Source organism: Streptomyces spinoverrucosus (assembly GCF_015712165.1).
In the GTDB taxonomy this organism is placed as follows: Bacteria; Actinomycetota; Actinomycetes; order Streptomycetales; family Streptomycetaceae; genus Streptomyces; species Streptomyces spinoverrucosus_A.
This window is the reverse complement of record NZ_JADPZX010000001.1, coordinates 3,458,994-3,480,322: the sequence shown is the minus strand read 5'-3', so window position 1 is coordinate 3,480,322 and position 21,329 is coordinate 3,458,994. Positions and strand designations below refer to the sequence as shown.

General features: G+C 69.3%; 18 protein-coding genes. 4 read left to right on the top strand and 14 right to left on the bottom strand.

The window, feature by feature from the left end; genetic code table 11:
• Nucleotides 1-92 precede the first annotated feature (92 nt).
• The 3 genes from rplL to I2W78_RS15560 all read left to right on the top strand — a co-directional run bounded on the left by rplL (nucleotide 93) and on the right by I2W78_RS15560 (nucleotide 8,585).
• Nucleotides 93-479 carry a 50S ribosomal protein L7/L12 gene (rplL, locus tag I2W78_RS15570; protein ID WP_196464579.1) on the top strand — a complete coding sequence of 129 codons (387 nt, stop codon included), beginning with the start codon at nucleotides 93-95 and terminating at the stop codon, nucleotides 477-479.
• Nucleotides 480-1,101: 622 nt separating this feature from the next.
• Nucleotides 1,102-4,587, top strand: a complete 3,486-nt coding sequence (gene rpoB, locus I2W78_RS15565; protein WP_196460458.1) for a DNA-directed RNA polymerase subunit beta — start codon at nucleotides 1,102-1,104, stop codon at nucleotides 4,585-4,587.
• 98 nt (nucleotides 4,588-4,685) lie between these two features.
• On the top strand, nucleotides 4,686-8,585 hold the full coding sequence (locus tag I2W78_RS15560) for a DNA-directed RNA polymerase subunit beta' (protein WP_196460457.1): 3,900 nt from the start codon (nucleotides 4,686-4,688) through the stop codon (nucleotides 8,583-8,585).
• Nucleotides 8,586-8,650: 65 nt separating this feature from the next.
• On the opposite strand, the gene I2W78_RS15555 is transcribed toward I2W78_RS15560, so the two are convergent.
• The 13 genes from I2W78_RS15555 to I2W78_RS15495 form a co-directional block, all read right to left on the bottom strand.
• Nucleotides 8,651-8,914, bottom strand: coding sequence for a hypothetical protein (locus I2W78_RS15555; protein ID WP_196460456.1), 264 nt, complete (start codon nucleotides 8,912-8,914; stop codon nucleotides 8,651-8,653).
• Entirely contained in the window at nucleotides 8,901-9,143 is a 243-nt protein-coding gene (locus tag I2W78_RS15550) for a hypothetical protein (protein ID WP_196460454.1), read from the bottom strand. The genes I2W78_RS15555 and I2W78_RS15550 overlap by 14 nt, the downstream gene beginning before the upstream one ends.
• Nucleotides 9,144-9,154: 11 nt before the next feature.
• The gene (locus tag I2W78_RS15545) at nucleotides 9,155-10,015 is read right to left on the bottom strand and encodes a peptidoglycan-binding protein (RefSeq protein WP_196460452.1); all 861 of its coding nucleotides are present in this window, start codon (nucleotides 10,013-10,015) and stop codon (nucleotides 9,155-9,157) included.
• 77 nt (nucleotides 10,016-10,092) lie between these two features.
• Nucleotides 10,093-10,494 (bottom strand): ATP-binding protein, encoded by a 402-nt coding sequence (locus I2W78_RS15540; RefSeq protein ID WP_196460450.1) that lies wholly within the window; start codon nucleotides 10,492-10,494, stop codon nucleotides 10,093-10,095.
• Nucleotides 10,495-10,516: 22 nt separating this feature from the next.
• The gene (locus I2W78_RS15535) at nucleotides 10,517-11,236 is read right to left on the bottom strand and encodes a hypothetical protein (RefSeq protein WP_196460448.1); all 720 of its coding nucleotides are present in this window, start codon (nucleotides 11,234-11,236) and stop codon (nucleotides 10,517-10,519) included.
• Complete coding sequence (locus I2W78_RS15530) at nucleotides 11,236-12,339, bottom strand: hypothetical protein (RefSeq protein WP_196460446.1); 1,104 nt, start codon at nucleotides 12,337-12,339, stop codon at nucleotides 11,236-11,238. Before I2W78_RS15530 ends, I2W78_RS15535 begins: the two co-directional genes overlap by 1 nt.
• Nucleotides 12,340-12,369: 30 nt before the next feature.
• Entirely contained in the window at nucleotides 12,370-13,383 is a 1,014-nt protein-coding gene (locus I2W78_RS15525; RefSeq protein ID WP_196460444.1) for a hypothetical protein, read from the bottom strand.
• A 28-nt stretch (nucleotides 13,384-13,411) separates the two neighbouring features.
• Entirely contained in the window at nucleotides 13,412-14,479 is a 1,068-nt protein-coding gene (locus I2W78_RS15520; RefSeq protein WP_196460442.1) for a hypothetical protein, read from the bottom strand.
• A 26-nt stretch (nucleotides 14,480-14,505) separates the two neighbouring features.
• Nucleotides 14,506-15,723, bottom strand: coding sequence for a hypothetical protein (locus tag I2W78_RS15515; RefSeq protein ID WP_196460440.1), 1,218 nt, complete (start codon nucleotides 15,721-15,723; stop codon nucleotides 14,506-14,508).
• Nucleotides 15,724-15,763: 40 nt separating this feature from the next.
• On the bottom strand, nucleotides 15,764-16,684 hold the full coding sequence (locus I2W78_RS15510) for a phage distal tail protein (protein ID WP_196460438.1): 921 nt from the start codon (nucleotides 16,682-16,684) through the stop codon (nucleotides 15,764-15,766).
• 23 nt (nucleotides 16,685-16,707) lie between these two features.
• Nucleotides 16,708-17,952: a tape-measure protein gene (locus I2W78_RS15505; RefSeq protein WP_196460436.1), complete on the bottom strand. Its 1,245-nt coding sequence runs from the start codon at nucleotides 17,950-17,952 to the stop codon at nucleotides 16,708-16,710.
• A complete protein-coding gene (locus tag I2W78_RS15500) occupies nucleotides 17,949-19,154 on the bottom strand; it encodes a phage tail protein (RefSeq protein ID WP_196460434.1) in 1,206 nt (401 codons plus the stop codon). Before I2W78_RS15500 ends, I2W78_RS15505 begins: the two co-directional genes overlap by 4 nt.
• Before the next feature lie 59 nt (nucleotides 19,155-19,213).
• Nucleotides 19,214-19,924, bottom strand: coding sequence for a hypothetical protein (locus I2W78_RS15495; RefSeq protein ID WP_196460432.1), 711 nt, complete (start codon nucleotides 19,922-19,924; stop codon nucleotides 19,214-19,216).
• 128 nt (nucleotides 19,925-20,052) lie between these two features.
• Between I2W78_RS15495 and I2W78_RS15490 the strand changes: the two genes are divergently transcribed.
• Nucleotides 20,053-20,901, top strand: coding sequence for a hypothetical protein (locus I2W78_RS15490; RefSeq protein ID WP_196460430.1), 849 nt, complete (start codon nucleotides 20,053-20,055; stop codon nucleotides 20,899-20,901).
• A gap of 109 nt (nucleotides 20,902-21,010) precedes the next feature.
• On the opposite strand, the gene I2W78_RS15485 is transcribed toward I2W78_RS15490, so the two are convergent.
• Nucleotides 21,011-21,223 (bottom strand): hypothetical protein, encoded by a 213-nt coding sequence (locus I2W78_RS15485; RefSeq protein ID WP_196460428.1) that lies wholly within the window; start codon nucleotides 21,221-21,223, stop codon nucleotides 21,011-21,013.
• Between the last annotated feature and the right edge of the window lie 106 nt (nucleotides 21,224-21,329).

Sequence of the window (21,329 nt, the reverse complement as noted above, 5' to 3'; positions counted from 1 at the left end):
GCGTCCCGTCGCAGGCAACGGTCGTAGCGGGCCGAACGTACGCCCGCCAGTCATGTACATCCGGCACCAGCCGAATTAGTGGAAGGAAAGCCATCGTGGCTCTCACCCAGGAAGAACTGCTCGCCGAGTTCGAGGGCATGACCCTCATCCAGCTCTCCGAGTTCGTGAAGGCGTTCGAGGAGAAGTTCGACGTCACCGCTGCCGCCGCCGCGGTCGCCGTCGCCGCTCCGGGTGCCCCGGGCGCCGCGGCCCCGCAGGAGGAGGAGAAGGACGAGTTCGACGTCATCCTCACCGGCGCCGGCGACAAGAAGATCCAGGTCATCAAGGTCGTGCGTGAGCTGACCTCCCTCGGCCTGAAGGAGGCCAAGGACCTGGTGGACGGCGCCCCGAAGCCCGTCCTCGAGAAGGTTGCCAAGGACGCCGCGGACAAGGCCAAGGAGGCCCTCGAGGGCGCCGGTGCCTCCGTCGAGGTCAAGTAAGACCTCACGGGTCCGCACGGACTCTCGCGCGCGCAGTGCGGCCCGTAGGGCCGTGAACAGTCCCCTGGGGCTGTAACGCGAACGCACCGAAGAGCGATCATCCATCCGGGTGGTCGCTCTTCGGCGTTCTGGGGGTCCGGCGGCGGCTGCCTTGCACCCGCGGTCGTGAGGAGTAAGGTGATCTTCGTCGTGCCTCTCGGCGCCCCCGGTGGCAGGCTGCACGTGACGAGCGCAGCACCTCGGCTTGGGCAAGGGGGCCTTGACGAACCGCACGCAGCGCGCAATTCTCAGGACGCGTCGTCACAAGGATCCGAATCCGAGGCATGGATCGACGACGAAGAGGGCAGTATCAACGTGGCGTTGAGGGCGTGGCCTTGTCGCAGGGGTTGAGAACAACGAGGGCATCGAGGTTCTTCGAAAACCCGCACTGGACATCAGTGTGCCAAGTGGCTACACTGACCCTTTGCGCTGCCTGTTAGCTGTCCCCTGCCCGTCACCAGGGGCATGCCCTCGCTTGAGCACCGACGATCGGACCGTCCCTGACCTGGGACTATCTGTCTCTGTGTATCGGTGAGGGGCCGGTACGCGCGTAGTGAGTCCGAGCCCTCGGAAGGACCCCCTCTTGGCCGCCTCGCGCAACGCCTCGACCGCGAATACGAACAACGGCGCCAGCACCGCCCCGCTGCGCATCTCTTTTGCAAAGATCAAGGAGCCTCTCGAGGTTCCCAACCTGCTCGCGCTGCAGACCGAGAGCTTCGACTGGCTGCTCGGCAACACGGCCTGGCAGAGTCGGGTCGAGGAGGCTCTCGAGAACGGTCAGGACGTCCCCACCAAGTCCGGGCTCGAGGAGATCTTCGAGGAGATCTCCCCGATCGAGGACTTCAGCGGGTCGATGTCGCTGACCTTCCGCGACCACCGCTTCGAGCCGCCGAAGAACTCCATCGACGAGTGCAAGGAGCGTGACTTCACCTACGCGGCTCCGCTCTTCGTCACCGCCGAGTTCACCAACAACGAGACCGGCGAGATCAAGTCCCAGACGGTCTTCATGGGCGACTTCCCGCTCATGACGAACAAGGGCACCTTCGTCATCAACGGCACCGAGCGTGTCGTGGTGTCGCAGCTGGTCCGTTCGCCCGGTGTCTACTTCGACTCCAGCATCGACAAGACGTCCGACAAGGACATCTTCTCCGCCAAGATCATCCCGTCCCGGGGTGCCTGGCTGGAGATGGAGATCGACAAGCGCGACATGGTCGGTGTCCGTATCGACCGCAAGCGCAAGCAGTCCGTCACCGTCCTCCTGAAGGCGCTCGGCTGGACCACCGAGCAGATCCTCGAGGAGTTCGGCGAGTACGAGTCGATGCGCGCCACCCTGGAGAAGGACCACACCCAGGGCCAGGACGACGCGCTGCTCGACATCTACCGCAAGCTGCGTCCGGGCGAGCCCCCCACGCGTGAGGCCGCGCAGACGCTGCTGGAGAACTTGTACTTCAACCCCAAGCGCTACGACCTCGCCAAGGTCGGCCGCTACAAGGTCAACAAGAAGCTGGGTACGGACACGCCGCTGGACGCGGGCGTCCTGACCGTCGAGGACATCATCGCGACGATCAAGTACCTGGTGAAGCTGCACGCCGGTGAGACCGAGACGGTCGGCGACTCCGGTCGCTCGATCATGGTCGAGACCGACGACATCGACCACTTCGGCAACCGCCGTATCCGCAGCGTCGGCGAGCTGATCCAGAACCAGGTCCGTACGGGTCTCGCCCGTATGGAGCGCGTCGTGCGCGAGCGCATGACCACCCAGGACGTCGAGGCGATCACGCCGCAGACCCTGATCAACATCCGGCCGGTCGTCGCCTCCATCAAGGAGTTCTTCGGCACCAGCCAGCTGTCCCAGTTCATGGACCAGAACAACCCGCTGTCGGGGCTGACGCACAAGCGTCGTCTGAACGCCCTCGGCCCGGGTGGTCTGTCCCGTGAGCGGGCCGGCTTCGAGGTCCGTGACGTGCACCCGTCGCACTACGGCCGCATGTGCCCGATCGAGACGCCGGAAGGCCCGAACATCGGTCTGATCGGCTCGCTCGCCACCTACGGCCGGGTCAACGCGTTCGGTTTCGTCGAGACCCCGTACCGCAAGGTGAACGACGGCCAGGTCACCGACGAGGTGAACTACCTGACCGCCGACGAGGAGGACCGCTTCGTCATCGCGCAGGCCAACGCGCCGCTGACGGACGAGCTCCGCTTCGCCGAGGCCCGCGTCCTGGTCCGCCGCCGTGGCGGTGAGGTCGACTACGTCGCCCCCGAGGACGTGGACTACATGGACGTCTCGCCGCGCCAGATGGTGTCGGTCGCGACCGCCATGATCCCGTTCCTGGAGCACGACGACGCCAACCGTGCCCTCATGGGCGCGAACATGATGCGCCAGGCCGTTCCGCTGATCCAGGCGGAGTCCCCGCTCGTCGGCACCGGCATGGAGTACCGCTCCGCGGTCGACGCCGGCGACGTGGTCAAGGCCGAGAAGGCCGGTGTGGTCCAGGAGGTCTCCGCGGACTACATCACCACCGCCAACGACGACGGCACGTACATCACGTACCGGCTGGCCAAGTTCGCCCGCTCCAACCAGGGCACCTCGGTCAACCAGAAGGTCATCGTCGCCGAGGGCGACCGGGTCATCGAGGGCCAGGTCCTCGCCGACGGTCCGGCCACCCAGCAGGGTGAGATGGCGCTCGGCAAGAACCTGCTGGTCGCGTTCATGCCGTGGGAGGGTCACAACTACGAGGACGCGATCATCCTGTCGCAGCGCCTCGTGCAGGACGACGTCCTCTCCTCGATCCACATCGAGGAGCACGAGGTCGACGCCCGTGACACCAAGCTCGGCCCCGAGGAGATCACCCGGGACATCCCGAACGTCTCCGAGGAGGTCCTCGCCGACCTCGACGAGCGCGGCATCATCCGTATCGGTGCCGAGGTCATCGCCGGTGACATCCTCGTCGGCAAGGTCACGCCCAAGGGTGAGACCGAGCTGACGCCCGAGGAGCGCCTGCTGCGCGCGATCTTCGGTGAGAAGGCCCGCGAGGTCCGTGACACCTCGCTGAAGGTGCCGCACGGCGAGACCGGCAAGGTCATCGGTGTGCGCGTCTTCGACCGCGAGGAGGGCGACGAGCTGCCGCCGGGCGTGAACCAGCTGGTCCGCGTCTACGTCGCGCAGAAGCGCAAGATCACCGACGGTGACAAGCTCGCCGGCCGGCACGGCAACAAGGGCGTCATCTCGAAGATCCTGCCGATCGAGGACATGCCGTTCCTGGAGGACGGCACCCCGGTCGACATCATCCTCAACCCGCTGGCTGTGCCGTCCCGAATGAACCCGGGACAGGTCCTGGAGATCCACCTCGGCTGGCTCGCCAGCCGCGGCTGGGACGTCTCCGGCCTCGCCGACGAGTGGGCGCAGCGCCTGCAGGTCATCGGCGCCGACCAGGTCGAGCCCGGCACCAACGTCGCCACCCCGGTCTTCGACGGTGCGCGTGAGGACGAGCTCGCGGGTCTGCTGCAGCACACCATTCCGAACCGCGACGGCGAGCGCATGGTGCTCCCGTCCGGCAAGGCGCGGCTGTTCGACGGCCGTAGCGGTGAGCCGTTCCCGGACCCGATCTCGGTCGGCTACATGTACATCCTGAAGCTGCACCACCTGGTCGACGACAAGCTGCACGCCCGTTCGACCGGTCCGTACTCGATGATCACCCAGCAGCCGCTGGGTGGTAAGGCCCAGTTCGGTGGCCAGCGGTTCGGCGAGATGGAGGTGTGGGCACTCGAGGCGTACGGCGCCGCCTACGCCCTCCAGGAGCTGCTGACCATCAAGTCCGACGACGTCACCGGCCGCGTGAAGGTCTACGAGGCCATCGTCAAGGGCGAGAACATCCCCGAACCCGGCATCCCCGAGTCCTTCAAGGTGCTCATCAAGGAGATGCAGTCCCTGTGCCTGAACGTGGAGGTGCTGTCCAGCGACGGTATGTCCATCGAGATGCGTGACACCGACGAGGACGTCTTCCGCGCTGCGGAGGAGCTCGGCATCGACCTGTCCCGGCGCGAGCCGAGCAGCGTCGAAGAGGTCTGACGGAGTCCGGCGGGCCTTCTGAACAGCAGAAGGCCCGCCGACCCCGGGACCCCGTTTCAGACCCCAAGACTTACGACCCTGAGAGGGATTGACGCATAGTGCTCGACGTCAACTTCTTCGACGAGCTCCGGATCGGCCTGGCCACCGCTGACGACATCCGTCAGTGGAGCCACGGCGAGGTCAAGAAGCCCGAGACCATCAACTACCGCACCCTCAAGCCCGAGAAGGACGGACTCTTCTGCGAGAAGATCTTCGGTCCGACCCGGGACTGGGAGTGCTACTGCGGCAAGTACAAGCGTGTCCGCTTCAAGGGCATCATCTGTGAGCGCTGTGGCGTCGAGGTCACGCGCGCCAAGGTGCGCCGTGAGCGGATGGGCCACATCGAGCTGGCCGCTCCCGTCACGCACATCTGGTACTTCAAGGGCGTTCCGTCGCGGCTGGGCTACCTGCTCGACCTCGCCCCGAAGGACCTGGAGAAGGTCATCTACTTCGCCGCGTACATGATCACGTACGTGGACGAGGAGCGCCGTACCCGCGACCTGCCCTCGCTGGAGGCCCACGTCTCCGTCGAGCGCCAGCAGATCGAGCAGCGCCGGGACGCCGACCTGGAGGCCCGCGCCAAGAAGCTCGAGGCCGACCTGGCCGAGCTGGAGGCCGAGGGCGCCAAGTCGGACGTGCGCCGCAAGGTGCGCGAGGGTGCCGAGCGCGAGATGAAGCAGCTGCGCGACCGTGCGCAGCGCGAGATCGACCGGCTCGACGAGGTGTGGAACCGGTTCAAGAACCTCAAGGTCCAGGACCTGGAGGGCGACGAGCTGCTCTACCGCGAGCTGCGTGACCGCTTCGGCACGTACTTCGACGGTTCGATGGGTGCCGCGGCGCTGCAGAAGCGCCTGGAGTCCTTCGACCTGGACGAGGAGGCCGAGCGCCTCCGCGAGATCATCCGCACCGGCAAGGGTCAGAAGAAGACCCGCGCCCTGAAGCGGCTGAAGGTCGTGTCCGCGTTCCTGCAGACCTCCAACAGCCCCAAGGGCATGGTTCTGGACTGCGTCCCGGTCATCCCGCCGGACCTTCGCCCGATGGTGCAGCTGGACGGTGGCCGCTTCGCGACCTCCGACCTGAACGACCTGTACCGCCGTGTGATCAACCGGAACAACCGACTGAAGCGGCTTCTCGACCTCGGCGCGCCCGAGATCATCGTGAACAACGAGAAGCGCATGCTCCAGGAGGCCGTCGACGCGCTGTTCGACAACGGTCGTCGTGGCCGTCCGGTCACCGGTCCGGGTAACCGCCCGCTGAAGTCCCTCAGCGACATGCTGAAGGGTAAGCAGGGTCGATTCCGTCAGAACCTGCTCGGTAAGCGTGTGGACTACTCCGCGCGTTCCGTGATCGTCGTCGGTCCGCAGCTGAAGCTGCACCAGTGCGGTCTGCCGAAGGCGATGGCGCTGGAGCTCTTCAAGCCGTTCGTGATGAAGCGCCTGGTCGACCTGAACCACGCGCAGAACATCAAGAGCGCCAAGCGCATGGTGGAGCGCGGCCGCACCGTCGTGTACGACGTCCTCGAAGAGGTCATCGCCGAGCACCCGGTGCTGCTGAACCGTGCTCCCACCCTGCACCGCCTCGGCATCCAGGCCTTCGAGCCGCAGCTGGTCGAGGGCAAGGCCATCCAGATCCACCCGCTCGTCTGCACCGCGTTCAACGCGGACTTCGACGGCGACCAGATGGCCGTGCACCTGCCGCTGTCCGCGGAGGCGCAGGCCGAGGCCCGCATCCTGATGCTGTCCTCGAACAACATCCTCAAGCCGGCCGACGGCCGTCCGGTGACGATGCCGACCCAGGACATGGTGCTGGGCCTGTACTTCCTCACCACGGACGACGAGGGCCGCGACATCAAGGGCGCCGACCGTCCGTTCTCCTCGGTCGCCGAGGCGATCATGGCGTTCGACGCCGGCGAGCTGTCGCTGCAGGCCCGGGTCGACATCCGCTTCCCGGTGGGCACCATCCCGCCGCGTGGCTGGGTGCCGCCGGTCCGCGAGGAGGGCGAGCCGGAGTGGCAGCAGGGTGACAGCTTCACGCTGAAGACCACGCTGGGCCGTGCGCTCTTCAACGAGCTGCTGCCCGAGGACTACCCGTTCGTCGACTACGAGGTCGGCAAGAAGCAGCTCTCCCAGATCGTCAACGACCTGGCCGAGCGCTACCCGAAGGTCATCGTGGCGGCCACGCTCGACAACCTGAAGGCGGCCGGCTTCTTCTGGGCCACCCGTTCCGGTGTCACCGTGGCCATCTCCGACGTCGTCGTTCCCGAGGCGAAGAAGGAGATCGTCAAGGGCTACGAGGCGCAGGACGAGAAGGTCCAGAAGCAGTACGAGCGCGGTCTGATCACCAAGGACGAGCGCACCCAGGAACTCATCGCGATCTGGACCAAGGCGACCAACGAGGTCGCCGAGGCCATGAACGAGAACTTCCCGAAGACCAACCCGATCTTCATGATGGTGAACTCGGGTGCACGAGGCAACATGATGCAGATGCGTCAGATCGCCGGTATGCGTGGTCTGGTGTCGAACGCCAAGAACGAGACGATCCCGCGTCCGATCAAGGCCTCGTTCCGTGAGGGTCTGTCCGTGCTGGAGTACTTCATCTCCACGCACGGTGCCCGTAAGGGTCTGGCGGACACCGCCCTGCGTACCGCCGACTCGGGTTACCTCACCCGTCGTCTGGTCGACGTCTCGCAGGACGTCATCATCCGCGAGGAGGACTGCGGCACCGACCGTGGTCTGCGACTGTCGATCGCCGAGCGCGGCGCCGACGGTGCGCTGCTCAAGGCGGAGGACGTCGAGACGTCCGTGTACGCGCGCTGCCTCGCCGAGGACATCGTCGTGGACGGCAAGGTGCTGGCCCCGGCCGGTACCGACCTGGGCGACGTGCTCATCGACGAGCTGATCCTGCACGGCGTCTCCGAGGTCAAGACCCGCTCGGTCCTGACCTGCGAGTCCGCCGTCGGCACCTGCGCCATGTGCTACGGCCGCTCGCTGGCCACCGGCAAGCTGGTCGACATCGGTGAGGCGGTCGGCATCATCGCCGCCCAGTCCATCGGTGAGCCCGGTACCCAGCTGACGATGCGTACCTTCCACACCGGTGGTGTGGCCGGTGACGACATCACCCAGGGTCTGCCGCGTGTCGTCGAGCTCTTCGAGGCCCGTACCCCGAAGGGTGTCGCCCCGATCTCCGAGGCCACCGGCCGCGTCCGGATCGAGGAGACCGAGAAGACCAAGAAGATCGTCGTCACCCCGGACGACGGCAGCGACGAGACGGCGTACCCGATCTCGAAGCGTGCCCGACTCCTGGTCAGCGAGGGCGAGCATGTCGAGGTGGGCCAGAAGCTCACCGTGGGTGCCACCAACCCGCACGACGTGCTGCGCATCCTGGGCCAGCGTGCCGTCCAGGTCCACCTGGTCGGCGAGGTCCAGAAGGTGTACAACTCGCAGGGTGTGTCGATCCACGACAAGCACATCGAGATCATCATCCGGCAGATGCTGCGCCGTGTGACGATCATCGAGTCCGGCGACGCCGAGCTGCTGCCCGGCGAGCTGGTCGAGCGCTCGCGCTTCGAGCACGAGAACCGTCGTGTGGTCCAGGAGGGCGGTCACCCGGCCTCCGGTCGTCCGCAGCTCATGGGTATCACCAAGGCCTCGCTGGCGACCGAGTCCTGGCTGTCGGCGGCGTCCTTCCAGGAGACGACCAGGGTCCTCACGGACGCGGCGATCAACGCCAAGTCCGACTCCCTGATCGGCCTCAAGGAGAACGTCATCATCGGTAAGCTCATCCCGGCCGGTACGGGTCTGTCCCGCTACCGCAACATCCGGGTCGAGCCGACCGAGGAGGCCAAGGCCGCGATGTACTCGGCCGTCGGCTACGACGACATCGACTACTCGCCGTTCGGCACGGGCTCCGGCCAGGCCGTTCCGCTGGAGGACTACGACTACGGTCCGTACAACCAGTAAGCGAGTCGCTTGAGTTGAAGGGCGGTCACCCCGTTTCGTACGGGGTGGCCGCCCTTCGGCGTTTCTCAGCGCAGCGCCAGCTCCCAGGCGCCGACCACGACGGCCGCGACGGCGGCCAGCGCGGCGATGCTGGCCAGCGGCCAGCGGGAGCGCTCCAGGGCGTCCAACCGCTGTTCGTGGTCGGCGAGTTGCTTGTCGGTCTGGTCGCTGCGCTGCACCAGCAGGGCGAGCGAGCCGTCGACGCGGGCGAAGCCGGCCTCCAGGGAGCCGCGGAGGCGTTCGAGTTCGAGGGCGACGGCGATCGGGTCGTTCGGATCAGGGTCGGTCATCGGCGCCTCCCGGGGTGGTTTCGGTGGTGCGCAGCCAGGAAGGCAGCAGGTCCTGTACGGCGGGCAGGGCCATGGCCCGGGTGACCACGCCTGCGGCGGCCAACGCCCCGGCGACCCCGGGCAGGGTCTCGGGGAGGTCGGCCGCGTCGACGAGGGTAGGCAGGAGCACGCACAGGCCGACGGAGGTTTGGAGGATGGTGCGGAGGGTTCGCTTGGCAGCCTCTGACATGGTCGATCCCTTCAGGAGCTGTACGGCACCTTCAGCGCCGTCCAGGACTTCTCGCCCGGCCAGCCGTCGGCGTCGGCGCCGGTGTAGCCGAGCCTGCGCTGCCACTTGGCGTAGCTGCGGCGGTCGGCCTCGGTCCACTGGGGGCCGGGGCCGGAGGCGTAGGCGGAGCAGCCGACGGCGACCAGGCGCTTGCCCATGGCGGTGACGATGGGCGACTTCGGGCTCTTTCTGAACCAGGCCGTGCCGGGGAAGGGCTGGTAGCGGGGGGTTGTGGGTTTGCTGTCGAGCCGGTCGGCGATACGGTCCCGCAGCGAGGCCATGGTGAACCCGCGCGGGTCGATCTTGGCGCTGGTCCACTCCTTGTGCCCGATGACCGAGGCCGCGCTCCAGCCGTGCGCCCGGCACAGTGCGGCGGACGCCCGGACGATGGCGTCGAGCTGGGCCTGCGGCCAAGGGTCCCTGCCGTCACCGAGGTTGACGCACTCGAAGCCGTAGAAGCGGGCGTTGCCGTCGGTGGTGCGCTGGTTGGGGGCGGGCAGCCCGGCACGTTCGGCGGCGACGGCGGCGAGGACGTCCGGGTCGCCGGCGCCCGCGTGGTTGGCGCGGCCGTGGCCGACCAGGTGGACGGTGCCGTCCTTGGCGATGACGGCGTGGCAGAGCGGGCCGGGCAGGTCGGAGTGGCCCTTGAAACAGAGGTTGACGGTGGCGGTGGTGCCGGTCGTGACGGTGTGGTGGATCATCACGCCGTTCACCGGGCCCCAAGCGCCCTTGTGGTTGCGGTTGTTGGTGCGCCAGCCGGCGTGTTCGACGACGGCGACGCCCTCGGCCCGCAGGGCGGACACGAGGGCGTCGGGGGTGAGGGGGTTGGACATGGGTGGTGCCTTTCGGGGCATCAGAAAACCCCGGCCGGTGGGGTGGCGCGGGGTGCGTGTGCGGGGCGGGTCGAGGTTCAGGCGGTGGCCGGCTCCTCGCCGGGGTCGGTCGGGGGCGTCGGTGTCGTCCAGGCCGCGCACAGGGCGGCGTACGCCGCCGTGTTCGCCCGGAAGTCGGCGATCGCCGCGGCCACCGCCCGCTGGATGGCGGTCGGGTCCGGCGTGACCGGTTCCGTGCCGGTGGGCTGGACGCTGATCTGCCCGTAGCCGCGCAGGGCGACGTTGTTCCCGCCGGTCTCGGTGAACTGGGCGGTGACGTAGACGGTCGGGTAGCGGCCGGTGACCGAGTCGGGCTCGATGACGGAGCTCAGGCCGGTGTCGGTGACGTTGACGTGGATGGTGTGGCCGTCCTCGACGACGGTGGCCCGGCCCGCGTAGTCGATCGCGGTGCCCCAGGGCTGGGCGGGGTCGATGTCCATGGGTGCCTTCTCTCCTGCTTCCTCAGGTCTGACGGCCGTACATCAGAACGGGGTTCGCGTAGACGGTGCCGGAGGCGCTGGTGACCATGGCCTGGAGCTCGAACCTGACCGTGCTGCCCTGGATCGCCGCGAAGTCGTCGCTGAGCAGGGCCGTGTGGTCCCAGTCCGAGCCGGCGGTGATGGTGCTGCCCCACTGGGCTCCGTTGACAAGGACCCGGACCTGGCCGGCCGCCCCGGAGCTGACGCGGGTGTTCAGCATGAGCCGCATCTTCGGCTGCCAGACCGGGTTGTGCGACACCGCGATCGTCGTCCACGAGGTCGCCGTGGTCTGCGGCCAGCGGGCCGTGCCGGTGTCCTGCGGGGGCAGCATGACCAGCCAGGGCCGGGCCAGGCCGCCGGTGACGATGTCGTCGGAGAAGATTTCGCGGGCCTGGCTGTCGTAGATCCGCAGCGGCTGCTGCGAGGTGCTGGTGCCGTCGCCGTTGTGCAGGCTCATGGCCAGGGTGCCGGTCTGTCGGCGGATCGCCAGGCCGTACTCCGTGCCCTGCCAGGCGCCGACCGCGAATACCGCGGGCCCGCCGCCCGGCGGCCGGACGGCGAGATAGCCGCCGTCGGTGATCTCGACCCCGCCTCCGGACACCTTGTTGAGCGCGGGCCGGGAGTTGACGGCGGTGGACAGCTGCTGGATCCGGCGTTCCATGGCGGTCAGCCGGTCGATGATGTCCTCGGGGAGCTGGGGCATCAGGAAGCCTCCTCCAGATAGAGCTCGGCGGTGTCGGGGCGGCCGCGCTGCGCCGGGCTGACCTTGACGCCGATGATCCGGTAGCGGGCGTCCAGGCCCTCGGTCCACCACTCGTCGGTGATGCGCAGGCGGACCGTGCGGCCGAGGAGCGCGGGTGGTACCAGGTCGTCGATGCGGATGCTGATCTCGGGGATCACCACCGCTCCGGTCGCCGCGGCGAGTTCGGCGGCGGCCAGGGAGTCCAGCGTGGCCTTGTCGGTGATCGAGTTGTGGTCCGAGGACAGGTCGATGCGCGGATAGCCGTCGGCGATCAGCTGGGTGGCCACCTGCACGTCGCTGCACTCCGGGCGGGACTCCGCCGCCTGGTTGTCGTTGGCCGACGCCCCCCGTGCCCGGGCGGTGGTGCCGCCGCGGGTGGCGTCGCGGGGAAAGGAGTACGACAGGATGCTGCCCGGGCGGTCCAGCACCAGGTCGGTGGTGCCGGTGAGGATTCTCGGGCTGCCGAGACGGAGCTGCCGGACGCGGGCGCCGGTGGCCGGGTCGCGGTAGACGGAGATGTGGTGCTCGAAGCCGTTGTCCATGGCGGCGAGGGTTTCGATCGCCTCGGAGTAGAGGGTCTCGTCACGGTCGCGGTAGGCGATGGTGCGGGTCTGCTGGGAGCTCTCGGTCCCCTCGCCGACCCGGATGCTGCCGCCGGGGAGCTTCTGCATGTCGCGCCACAGGTCCCGCGCGACCTCCAGCTGGTCCTTGTTCGTGTAGCTCAGATCCGCCCGGATCCGGCGCCGGCCCGCGTACGAGTCGAAGGTCGCCGCCTGGATGCCGAGCGTGAGTACGCCGCGGTCGCTGCTCTGCAGGGTGCTGGTCCAGATGATGCCGCCCCACCACAGGTCGCCGCCGCGCTCCAGATACACGGCGGTGCGGCCCTCCTCGATGCGGCGGGCGCGAGCCGCCATCGCGGCGTCGGGAACGGGGATGGTGCCGGAGAGGGAGCCGGCCTTGCCTATGTAGTCGTCGACGGTGACGTCTCGCAGGGGCAGGATGTCGATGGTGCTGTCGGTGCGCAGATCGCAGAAGATCGCGCGGTACGGGGTGGTCGTGGTCATACGGCGGTCAGCTCCTTGTCGGGACGGGCGTCACAGCACGTAGGTGCCGCTGACCCGCAGCTGGCTGCCGGTCGCGATCACTCCGCCGGGAGTCCAGCTGCGCAACTGGACCGAGCCGTCGGAAAAGAGCCGGGCACTGCCGTCGGCCGTGCCGTTGGCGGCGAGGGCGTCCATGTCGGCCGCCGGACGCCAGCCGGAGGGCAGGGTGCAGAGCACCTCGTCGGTGATGTTGCCCGCCGTGGAGGTCCCGCCGGTGAGATCGGCGCCGGTGCGCGAGACGGTCACCAGGAAGGTGCAGACACCGCGGGTGCGCCGGGCGCTGTAGGACACCAGCGACCAGTTGGTGGCCGCGGTGGCACCGGTGGTCGTGGTCTCGACGGCGACCGGCGGCTGGTAGTTGGCCCAGGCGGTGCCGCTCCAGCGCTGCAGTGTGCCGTTGAGGTCGCGGTACTGGCCGGGGTAGGCGCCGCCCGAGGTGTCGGTGGTGACCGGAAGGATGCCGCCGACGGCGACCGTGGCGGTACGGCGGCCGGTGAGGGCGGCGTCCCAGTCGATGCCGCCGGAGCCCGCGCCGGCGCCGGACACGACGCGGACCTCGTACAGCGGGGTGGCCAGGGCGGGGGTCGCGGGTACTGCCGGGGTCGCGGCCGGGGTGCCCCGGACGATCTCCAGCGCGGCCTCGGTACGGCCGGAGCCGTCGTAGGCGTCGTCGTAGACGCGCAGGACGACCAGGTCGATCCGGTCGTACTGGGCGTCGCCGTCGGCGAAGGTGATGGCGACGAGGTCCGACAGCGCGACCGGGTAGGCGCCCTGGGCATCCGCGCCCTGGATGATCGCCCGGCCCGGATACACGGTCGCGGTCATGGAACCCGGCGAGCCGGTCACCGTGAACCCGGAGATGCGCCACTGGCCGTCGTAGGAGCCGGGCAGGATGCCGGAGCGGGTGGCGACGGGGGAGGTGGGGGTGAGCGCGCCGAGTGCGGTGAGGCGGGTGTCGGCGCGGGTCTGACCGTCCGGGGACAGCCAACCGAAGTGCAGGGGCATCGGCAACTCCTCTCAGGAGCAGGTCGGTTCAGGCGCTCGCTTCGACGCGCAGGAAGAGGTTGTCGAACCAGCAGGTCACCGCGGCGTCGCTGGAGCGGTGCAGGGCGGTGAGCGTGTAGCTCGCGCCCGCGGTCAGGCCGTACAGCCGCAGCTGGGTCGACACGGATCCGGGCACGGCACCGCCGTAGACGACGGCGGTGTCGTCGCTCGCGGGCAGGATCACGGTGCTGCCCTGGGTGATCTGCGGGGACATGAACGCGGTGGCGGTGCTGCTGTTCTCGGTCTGCATGCGCGCGCCCATGCTGAGCAGGACGGCGCCCGTGGGCGGGGCGGTGAAGGTCAGGGCCAGCGCGGTGACGGCGGTGTCCGAGAGGGTGGCCGTGTACGTCGTCGACGTGGTCTTCCCGGAGTCGACGGAGCCGGTGAACGCCGGTGGTGTCATCGCCGTCAGCCAGGCCGCGCCGTTCCAGCGCTGGAGGATGCCGTTGAGGTCGCGGTACTGGCCCGGGTACGCGCCGGCCGTGGTGTCGCCGGCCAGCGCCGGCAGGATGCCGCCGACCGCGACGGTGGTGGGGCGCAGGTCGGTGCGGGCCGAGCCCCAGGGGACACCGCCGGTGCCGGCGGAGGTGGTCGCGGCGACGGCCACCCGGAACAGCGGGAGGGACACCTCCGGTACGGCCGGCGCGGCCGGGCTCGCGGCCGGGGTGCCCTGGATGATCTCGACGACGGCCTCGGTGCGGCCGGAGCCGTCGTAGGCGTGGTCGTAGACGCGCAGGACGACCAGGTCGATCCGCCCGTACTGGGGGTCGCCGTCCGCGAAGGTGAGCGGTACCCCCTCGGTCAGGGCGACCGGGTAGGCGCCGCGGGACTCGCCGGCCTGGACGACGGCGCGGCCGGAGCTGACCGTCGCCGTCATGGTGCCGTCGACGCCGGCCAGCCAGAAACCGGAGACGCGGTGCCGGCCGTCGTACGAACCGGGCAGGATGCCCGAGCGGGTGGCGACGGGGGAGGTGGGGGTGAGGGCGCCGAGCGGGGCGACCCGGGTGTCCTCCAGGGTCTGGCCGTCGGCGGAGAGCCAGGCGGAGCGTGCGTTCATGATGGTCGGTCACGGTCCTTTCGGGCTCAGGAGGCGGATTCGTAGGTGCCGTGGAGGGACAGGACGTCGCCGGCGGCCCAGGCGAAGGGGTACGACTTGTCCCAGATATCAATGTTGATCTTCAGTGAGTCCCGCAGGGCCCGGGCCACGCCCCCGTTGCTCGTCGCAAGCTGCGCGTTGCCCTGGTAGGAGAGGTTGGCGGAGCTGTCGTAGCCAATGACGCTCAGCACCCGGCAGTCCAGCTTCCAGGCGGTGGAGACCGGCGGCGCCGGCAGCGAGAAGTACCAGTTGCCGTTGGGGTCCAGGGCGGACAGGTTCGTGGTCGTGCCGATCTTCAGATAGATCCGCACATGGACGACGGTGCCCGTCTTCACGTACGACCCGGCCAGCGTGCCGTTGCCGATCACCGGCGCGGCACCGGCCTCCGCGCCCCACACCGGCGTGTAGTCGGTCCAGGTGGGGACCTGCTGGTACGACACCCAGGCCGAGCCGTTCCAGCGCTGCAGGACACCGGCGGAACTGTCCCGGTACTGGCCGGTGTAGCTGGCCGTCGTCACCGCGCCCGCCGGGGCGATGCCGCCCAGCGCGCTCGGATAGGCGACCCACGCGGAGCCGTCCCACCGCTGGAGGGAGCCTCCGGAGTCCCGGTACTGGCCGGGGTAGGCGCCGTTGCCGGTGTCGCCGTACGCCGGGAGGATGCCGCCGAGCGCGACGACGGACGTGCGCAGGTCCTCGACGTCGTCGTTCCAGTTGATGCCGCCGCTGCCGGCGCTGGCGCCGGCCCGCACGGTGACCCGGTAGATCGGCAGGGCGATGTCCGGGAGTGCGGGGTCGACGGGGGTGGCGGCCGGGGTGCCCTGGATGATCTCGACGGCGGCCTTGGTGAAGCCGGAGTCGTCGTACAGGTCGTCGTAGACGCGCAGGACGACGAGGTCGATGCGACTGTTGGAGGCGTCGCCGTCGGTGAAGGTCAGGGGGAGCGTCTCCGGGAGGGTGACCGGGTAGGCGCCCTGGTTGCTGTCGGCCTGGATGACCGCCCGGCCCTCGTGGACGGTGGCCTGCATGGTGCCGCCGGAGCCCTCCAGCCAGAAGCCGGAGACGCGGTACTGGCCGTCGTAGGAGCCGGGCAGGATGCCGGAGCGGACCTCGATCGGGTTGCTCGGGGTGGTCGCGCCCAGCTGGGTGAGGCGGGTGTCCTCGCGGGTCTGGCCGGTCTCGGCCACCCAGGAGCTGCGCAGGTTCACTGGTGTTCTCCTCTTTCTGGTCTTTCTGGCTCGGGCGTCGTCACCACTCGGCGTCACGCCAGCGGACGGTCATCCGGGCGCCTGCCTCGTGGGTGTCCGGGCGGAACGCCAGCTGGGCGCGGCCCGGTTCGAAGGCGAACAGTTCCTCGGGGCTGGAGTCGGCGGCCGCGGTGTGGCGGCGGGAGGCGGTGCCGTTGAGGGTGACCGTGCCGGCCGCGGTGTCGACGACCAGCTCGTCACCCGCGGCGAGGGTGATCTGGTAGCGCAGCCGGCGGGCGGTCGTGCGGTCGGTGACGGTCGGGCCCGCGCACGGGCCGGTGAAGGTGAGCACCGGGTGGGTGGGCGCCGAGCCGCCGTTGGCGGCGGTGACGTCGCCGGTGGAGGCCGCCTCGCCCCAGTACAGCGGCCAGGTCAGCGGCCAGGTGAGGCCGCTCTCGGGCTGTGGGGCGCCGGTGACCGCGGTGTGCTCGGTGACGGAGTAGCGGCGCGGGTCGGTGGCGTACCACTGCACGGAGGCGCGCGAGACGCCCTGAGTGGCGTAGGTCCGGTCGGCGGCCAGCACGCGCTGGCTGATCCGCGCCCGGACGGCGAGTGTCTCGCCGTGCAGCCGGACCGCGAGCCAGCGCTCCTCGTCACCGAGCAGCAGGGCCTGGCGCAGGATCCGGGTCGCGGTGAGGGAGGCTTCGGCGCTGTTCGCCGACGGGACGGTGTGCACGGTGCCGCCGACCTTGCGGGGCTTGGCGTAGCGGGCGCCCGGCCAGGCGCCGTGCGCCGTCGGGTGGTCGGCGTCGCCGGTGTCGTACTCCGGCAGGTCCTCCCATCCCGTCAGGCCGCCGCGGTCGATCTCGTACGGCGTACCGGGGCCCAGCAGCAGTCCGGCCCACTGCATCTGCCCGTCGCGGGTGATGAGTGAGCCGGGGGGTACGTCGTCGGTGTATGCGGTTGTGGTCAGTTCGGCCATGGGGCCGTCACCTCACTCTCGGGTTAGGTGCGTGCGTGTGCCGACGCGAGGAAGAGCAGGTCCTCGGCGGTGCTCCTCGCGCCCGAGGTCTCGTGGAACTCACGTATGCGGTACGGGTGCCGGGGGCGTTCGGCGGCCAGGGTGCGCTGCCGTTCCAGGGCGGTGAGCGGGAGCACCTTGCCCGCGCGCCGGGCCGCACCGGGGACGGCGACGCCGCCCTCCGCGAGCATCGGGATCTTGTCCAGGTCGACGCCGAACTTCTTGCCGAGGATGGAGAAGCTGAGGCTGTTGAGTCCGTCGATGACCCAGTTGGCGAAGGCGATGAGGCCGTTGATGGGGCCCTTGATCACACCGGCGACGGTCTGGGCGCCGGTGGTGACGAACCGGCCGATGGCGCCCAGGGTGCCGGCGGTCGCCTCCTTGACCCGGCTGAACATCCGTGGGACGTCCCGGGTGATCCACTGCACGGCGGGCCGGACCGCGTCCTTGAACCCCCGCCACACCGCGGAGACCTTGCCGCTCAGCGCCCGGGTGTCGCCGGTGGTGAGCGCCTTCAGGACGGCGAAGCCGGTACCGACGACCGCGCCGATGCCGGTGATCACCCCCTTGATGAGGGCGAGCCAGCCCTTGACGTACGTCGACACCACCGACCCCACGGTCTTCATCACCGGCCCGATGACCGCCAGGTAGCCCTCGACGTACTTCAGGACGAGGGTGGCGAGCTGCCGCATGAGGCGCTGCCCCGTCTCGGAGTTGAGCGCGAGGTCGATCAGCCAGCCGGCGACGGGGAGGAGCAGGCCGAGGACGAAGCCGAGAGGGTTGGCGCGGGTGAGGGCGTTGACGGCCGCGAGCACGACGGCCCCGATGGTCATCGCCGTGCCGAAGGCGCTGAGGAGAGCGCCGACGACACCGGCGGCCGCGACGAATCCGCCGATCAGGGTGAGCAGGCCGGTGCCCTTCAGCTTGGCGAGGGCGCGGGACGCGGCTTTCGCCTTGGCGCCGACGGACTTCACGCCGGTGGCGGTGCCCTGTCCCAGCCTTCCCACCGAGCGGGCGGCGGCTTCGGCGTTCGTCTTCATCTGCCGCAGGGCCGTGCCGCCCTGGGCGGCGGCGGTGCGGACGCGGTCGGTGGCGGTGACGGTGCTCTTGACGCGGGAGGTGAGGGAAGCCAGCGTGCCGGCGCCCTGGTCGAGGCCGGTGCGGAAGGTACGCAGGGCGGGGGCGACGCCGGCGAGCGGGTTGAGGGGTATCGCCGCTGCCGCACTCATCCGCGCCACCCGCGTGCCTTGGCCAGGTACATCAGGGCGTCGGCGGTGCGCTGCGGGCTGCTGGACTCGGTGGCGTAGTAGTTCTCGATGTGCAGGGCGCCGCCGGCGAGGGCCGGAGTCGGCCCGTACGCCGATCCACGCGCCGCCGCGCTGCGCAGCAGCCGGTCCAGCTTGCTGAGCGGCAGTACGGCCTCTGCCTCACCGGCCTCGGCGAGGATCGCGGGGACACCGCCGGAGCGGGGCATCACGACACCGCCGGCCGCGAGGGCGGGAATGCGTGGCAGGTTGACGCCGAAGGTCTTGCCGCCGACGCCGGGGACCCAGCCCGGGATGGACACCTTGATGCCGTTCAGGGCGCCGATCGCGCGGTTGATGATGCCGATGACGGCGTTGATCGGGCCCTTCACCGCGCTCTTGATGCCGTTGAAGGCGCGGCCGGCGATGCCCTTGAGGCCGCCCCAGATGCTGGACAGCTTGTCCTTCACGGCGCGGAAGGCGCCCGGGATCGCGGACTTGACCCAGTTGACGACCGGCGAGATGACGGCCTTGATGCCCCGCCACACACTGCTGACGACGCTCTTGATGGCGTTCAGCGCGGTGGTGATGACCTTTTTCCAGAGGTTGAAGTAGGTCCGGATGACGGTGGCCACGGCCTTCACCACGGCTGAGATCGCGCTCTTGATGCCGTTCCAGACCGACTTGATAAGCTTGGCCGCGTTCTTCATGATCGGCCCGATGGCCTTCATGACCTTGCTGATCACGGACTTGATCGCGTCGAAGGCCGTCTTCAGAACCTTCTGCATGGTCTTCGACCTGGTCGCCATCTCGACGACCTTCTCGATCAGTGGCGCCAGCAGGTCCATGAGCATGCCGAAGAAGTTGCCCTTCATCGACTTGTTCATCTTGTCCTGGCCCTTGGCGGCCTTCTCGGCACCCTGCTGGTACTTGCCGAGGTTCTTACCGGCGGTGGATCCGGTTCTACCCGTCTTGCCGAGGGACTTCTCGGCCTGGTCGGAGGCGGACTTGAGGTCTTTCAGTTCCTTTTCGGCGTCCTGGGCGGCGCTCTTGAGGCGCTTGACTTCACCCGCGCCGGAACCGGCTTTGCCGCGCAGGGCGTCGACCCCGCGACCGGCTCCGTCCGCCTGGTCCTTGAATCTCTTGAGTGCCGAGGACGTGTTCTGCAGTGAACGAGAGAGGGACATGAATACGGAACTCCCTGATGTCGGCGGTCAGATGGTGGAGAGCGGAGGAATGACGGGAGCTATCCGAGGGTGCGTACCAAGGCCTGGACGCGGAGTTCGAGCCGGCGCACATCGGCCTCGGCGCCGGAGAGGTTGCCGAGGGAGGTCGAGCGGGCCGAACGGTCGTTGGCCCGCAGCGCGCGACGCGCCTCGGCCGCCTTCCGCTGGAGTTCGTCGACCCGCTTGTTGGTGTTGCTGATCCGGACGTGCGCGTCGTTGGCCCGGTTCTGCAGATGACCCGCGGCGGTGTCGAGCCGGTCGAGCCGGGCCAGGATGCCGAGGATCCGACGCTCGGCGTCGCCCTCGGGGTTGTGCCATCCGCGTCGGTCCTGGAGCCTGCCGATGGCCTCGTTGACCCGGTCGACCCACCGCGGGGTGAACAGCGGCTTGAACTCGATCTTGAACAGGCTCCAGGAAATCTCCAGCACGACCAGTGAGGCGGCGATGGCGTTGACGGCCGCGTTGAGGCCGTTGATTTCCTCCTTGGCGATGTTCCATTCCGACTTCTGACCGGACCCCGCCGTCGGGGAGTACCAGTCGGGTTCGTCGAATATCTTTCCGTTCTTCTCCGCCTCCTCCTTGTCCTGAGCCGCCTTCAACTGCGTTTCGAAGTCGCTCGTCGACAGCTTTTTCCGGATGTCCGCGGTCAGCTTGTCGATCTGCTTCTGCTGCTCTGTCTGCGTGCCTTTCATCTGGGCGATCTGGGCGATCTGATCGGTCGGTGTGCTCACGGAGTTCTCCTCGCTTCGATTCCGGAGACCGAGCCCGGGGGTCCGATGAACTCGGTGTTCTCCCAAGGGCGTTGTGGAATGCTGTGGGGTGAGCGCCGTAACCCCCAGACGTCCGGAAAGAGGTAGTCATGCCCCGTGGGTCCGAGTCGTCCCCGCTTCCGTCGGTCACGCTCTCGGGATACGGCGACACCATCTGGCTGGAAGGCAGGGCCCTCCTGCTGGAGCAGAAGGGATCACGTCGGCGGATACCGATCACGGCGGTCGAGGAGGCCCGGGTCACGGGTCGCGGCGGCCGGTCGGTCGAAGTGGTGCTGTGGGGCGGTGAAGGTGGGCCGGGGCCGGTGTTCGTGGTGGAGGGGCGGGACGCGGCAGCGGCCCTCCGCCTTGTCGAGGTGGTGAACCGGGCGCGGCCGCAGACGGGGCCGCCGCAGGGCGGGGGGCCTCTGGTCGAGGTGCTGACGGTCGGGCCGGCGGAGGCCAGGCGCGGGAACCGGCGCAGGCGTGCCGCTGAATTCGCCGTCCTCGCGGTCTACCTCGGCGGTATCGCCGGGCTGGCCGTGGCGGGGGAACCGTTCCGCGCCCTGTTGTGGGCGACCGGGGTGCTGCCGCTCGCTCTCGGCCTCGTCCTCGTCGGACCGGCGGTCGCCGCGGCGCGAAAGCGGCGGGCGCTGGGGAAGCGGGGGGTCACGGTCGTGGCGTTGTTCGCCCATGGCAGCGGTCAGCGGAAGTACTTCCGGTACACCGACCTGGAAGGCGGCGAGCACGAGATCCGGGCCGACTACGCGGCGCGGGGGATCGGCGGCGATTCCGGGCGCATCGAGGTCGTCTACGACCCGGAGGACCCGGGCAGGGCGGTCTGCTCGCTGGCTGTCGCGACCCTGGTCTTCAGGGCGGCCGGGGTGGTCCTCCTGGGAGTACCGCTGATGCTGCTCGGGATCGCCATGACCGTGGTCCAGGCCGGCGGCCTGCTCTTCTGACGGGACCTCGCCTGCGCCCTCTCTTCTGACGGGACCTCGCCTGCGCCCCTCTTCTGACGGATCCCGCCCGCGTCCGCCGGAAGGCCGCGGGGCCGCGCCCGGCCGGGCCCTACAGCCGTCGTGGGCGCCCGGTGACCCGCCCGGCCTCCGTCAGTGCGTCGGCCCAGCCCGCGGCGTAGGCGCGGGACTCGCGGTTGAGGAGTTCCTCGTACAGCCGGTCCAGCAGGGCCTCGCGGTTGGGGGCGGGGGAGTGCAGGAGGTGAGCGAGGCGGGTGTAGGAATCGGTCGGCTGCTGCGGGGAGTCACTCGTGCGAGTCGCCATGTCGGCCTGCTTTCCGGGGTCCATCGGGCTGGTGGTACAGGTGGCGCCTGCGGGGGTGTTCGGTACCTCTGTTCGAACTAGTGTACGAGTAATCCTGTGGAGCCCG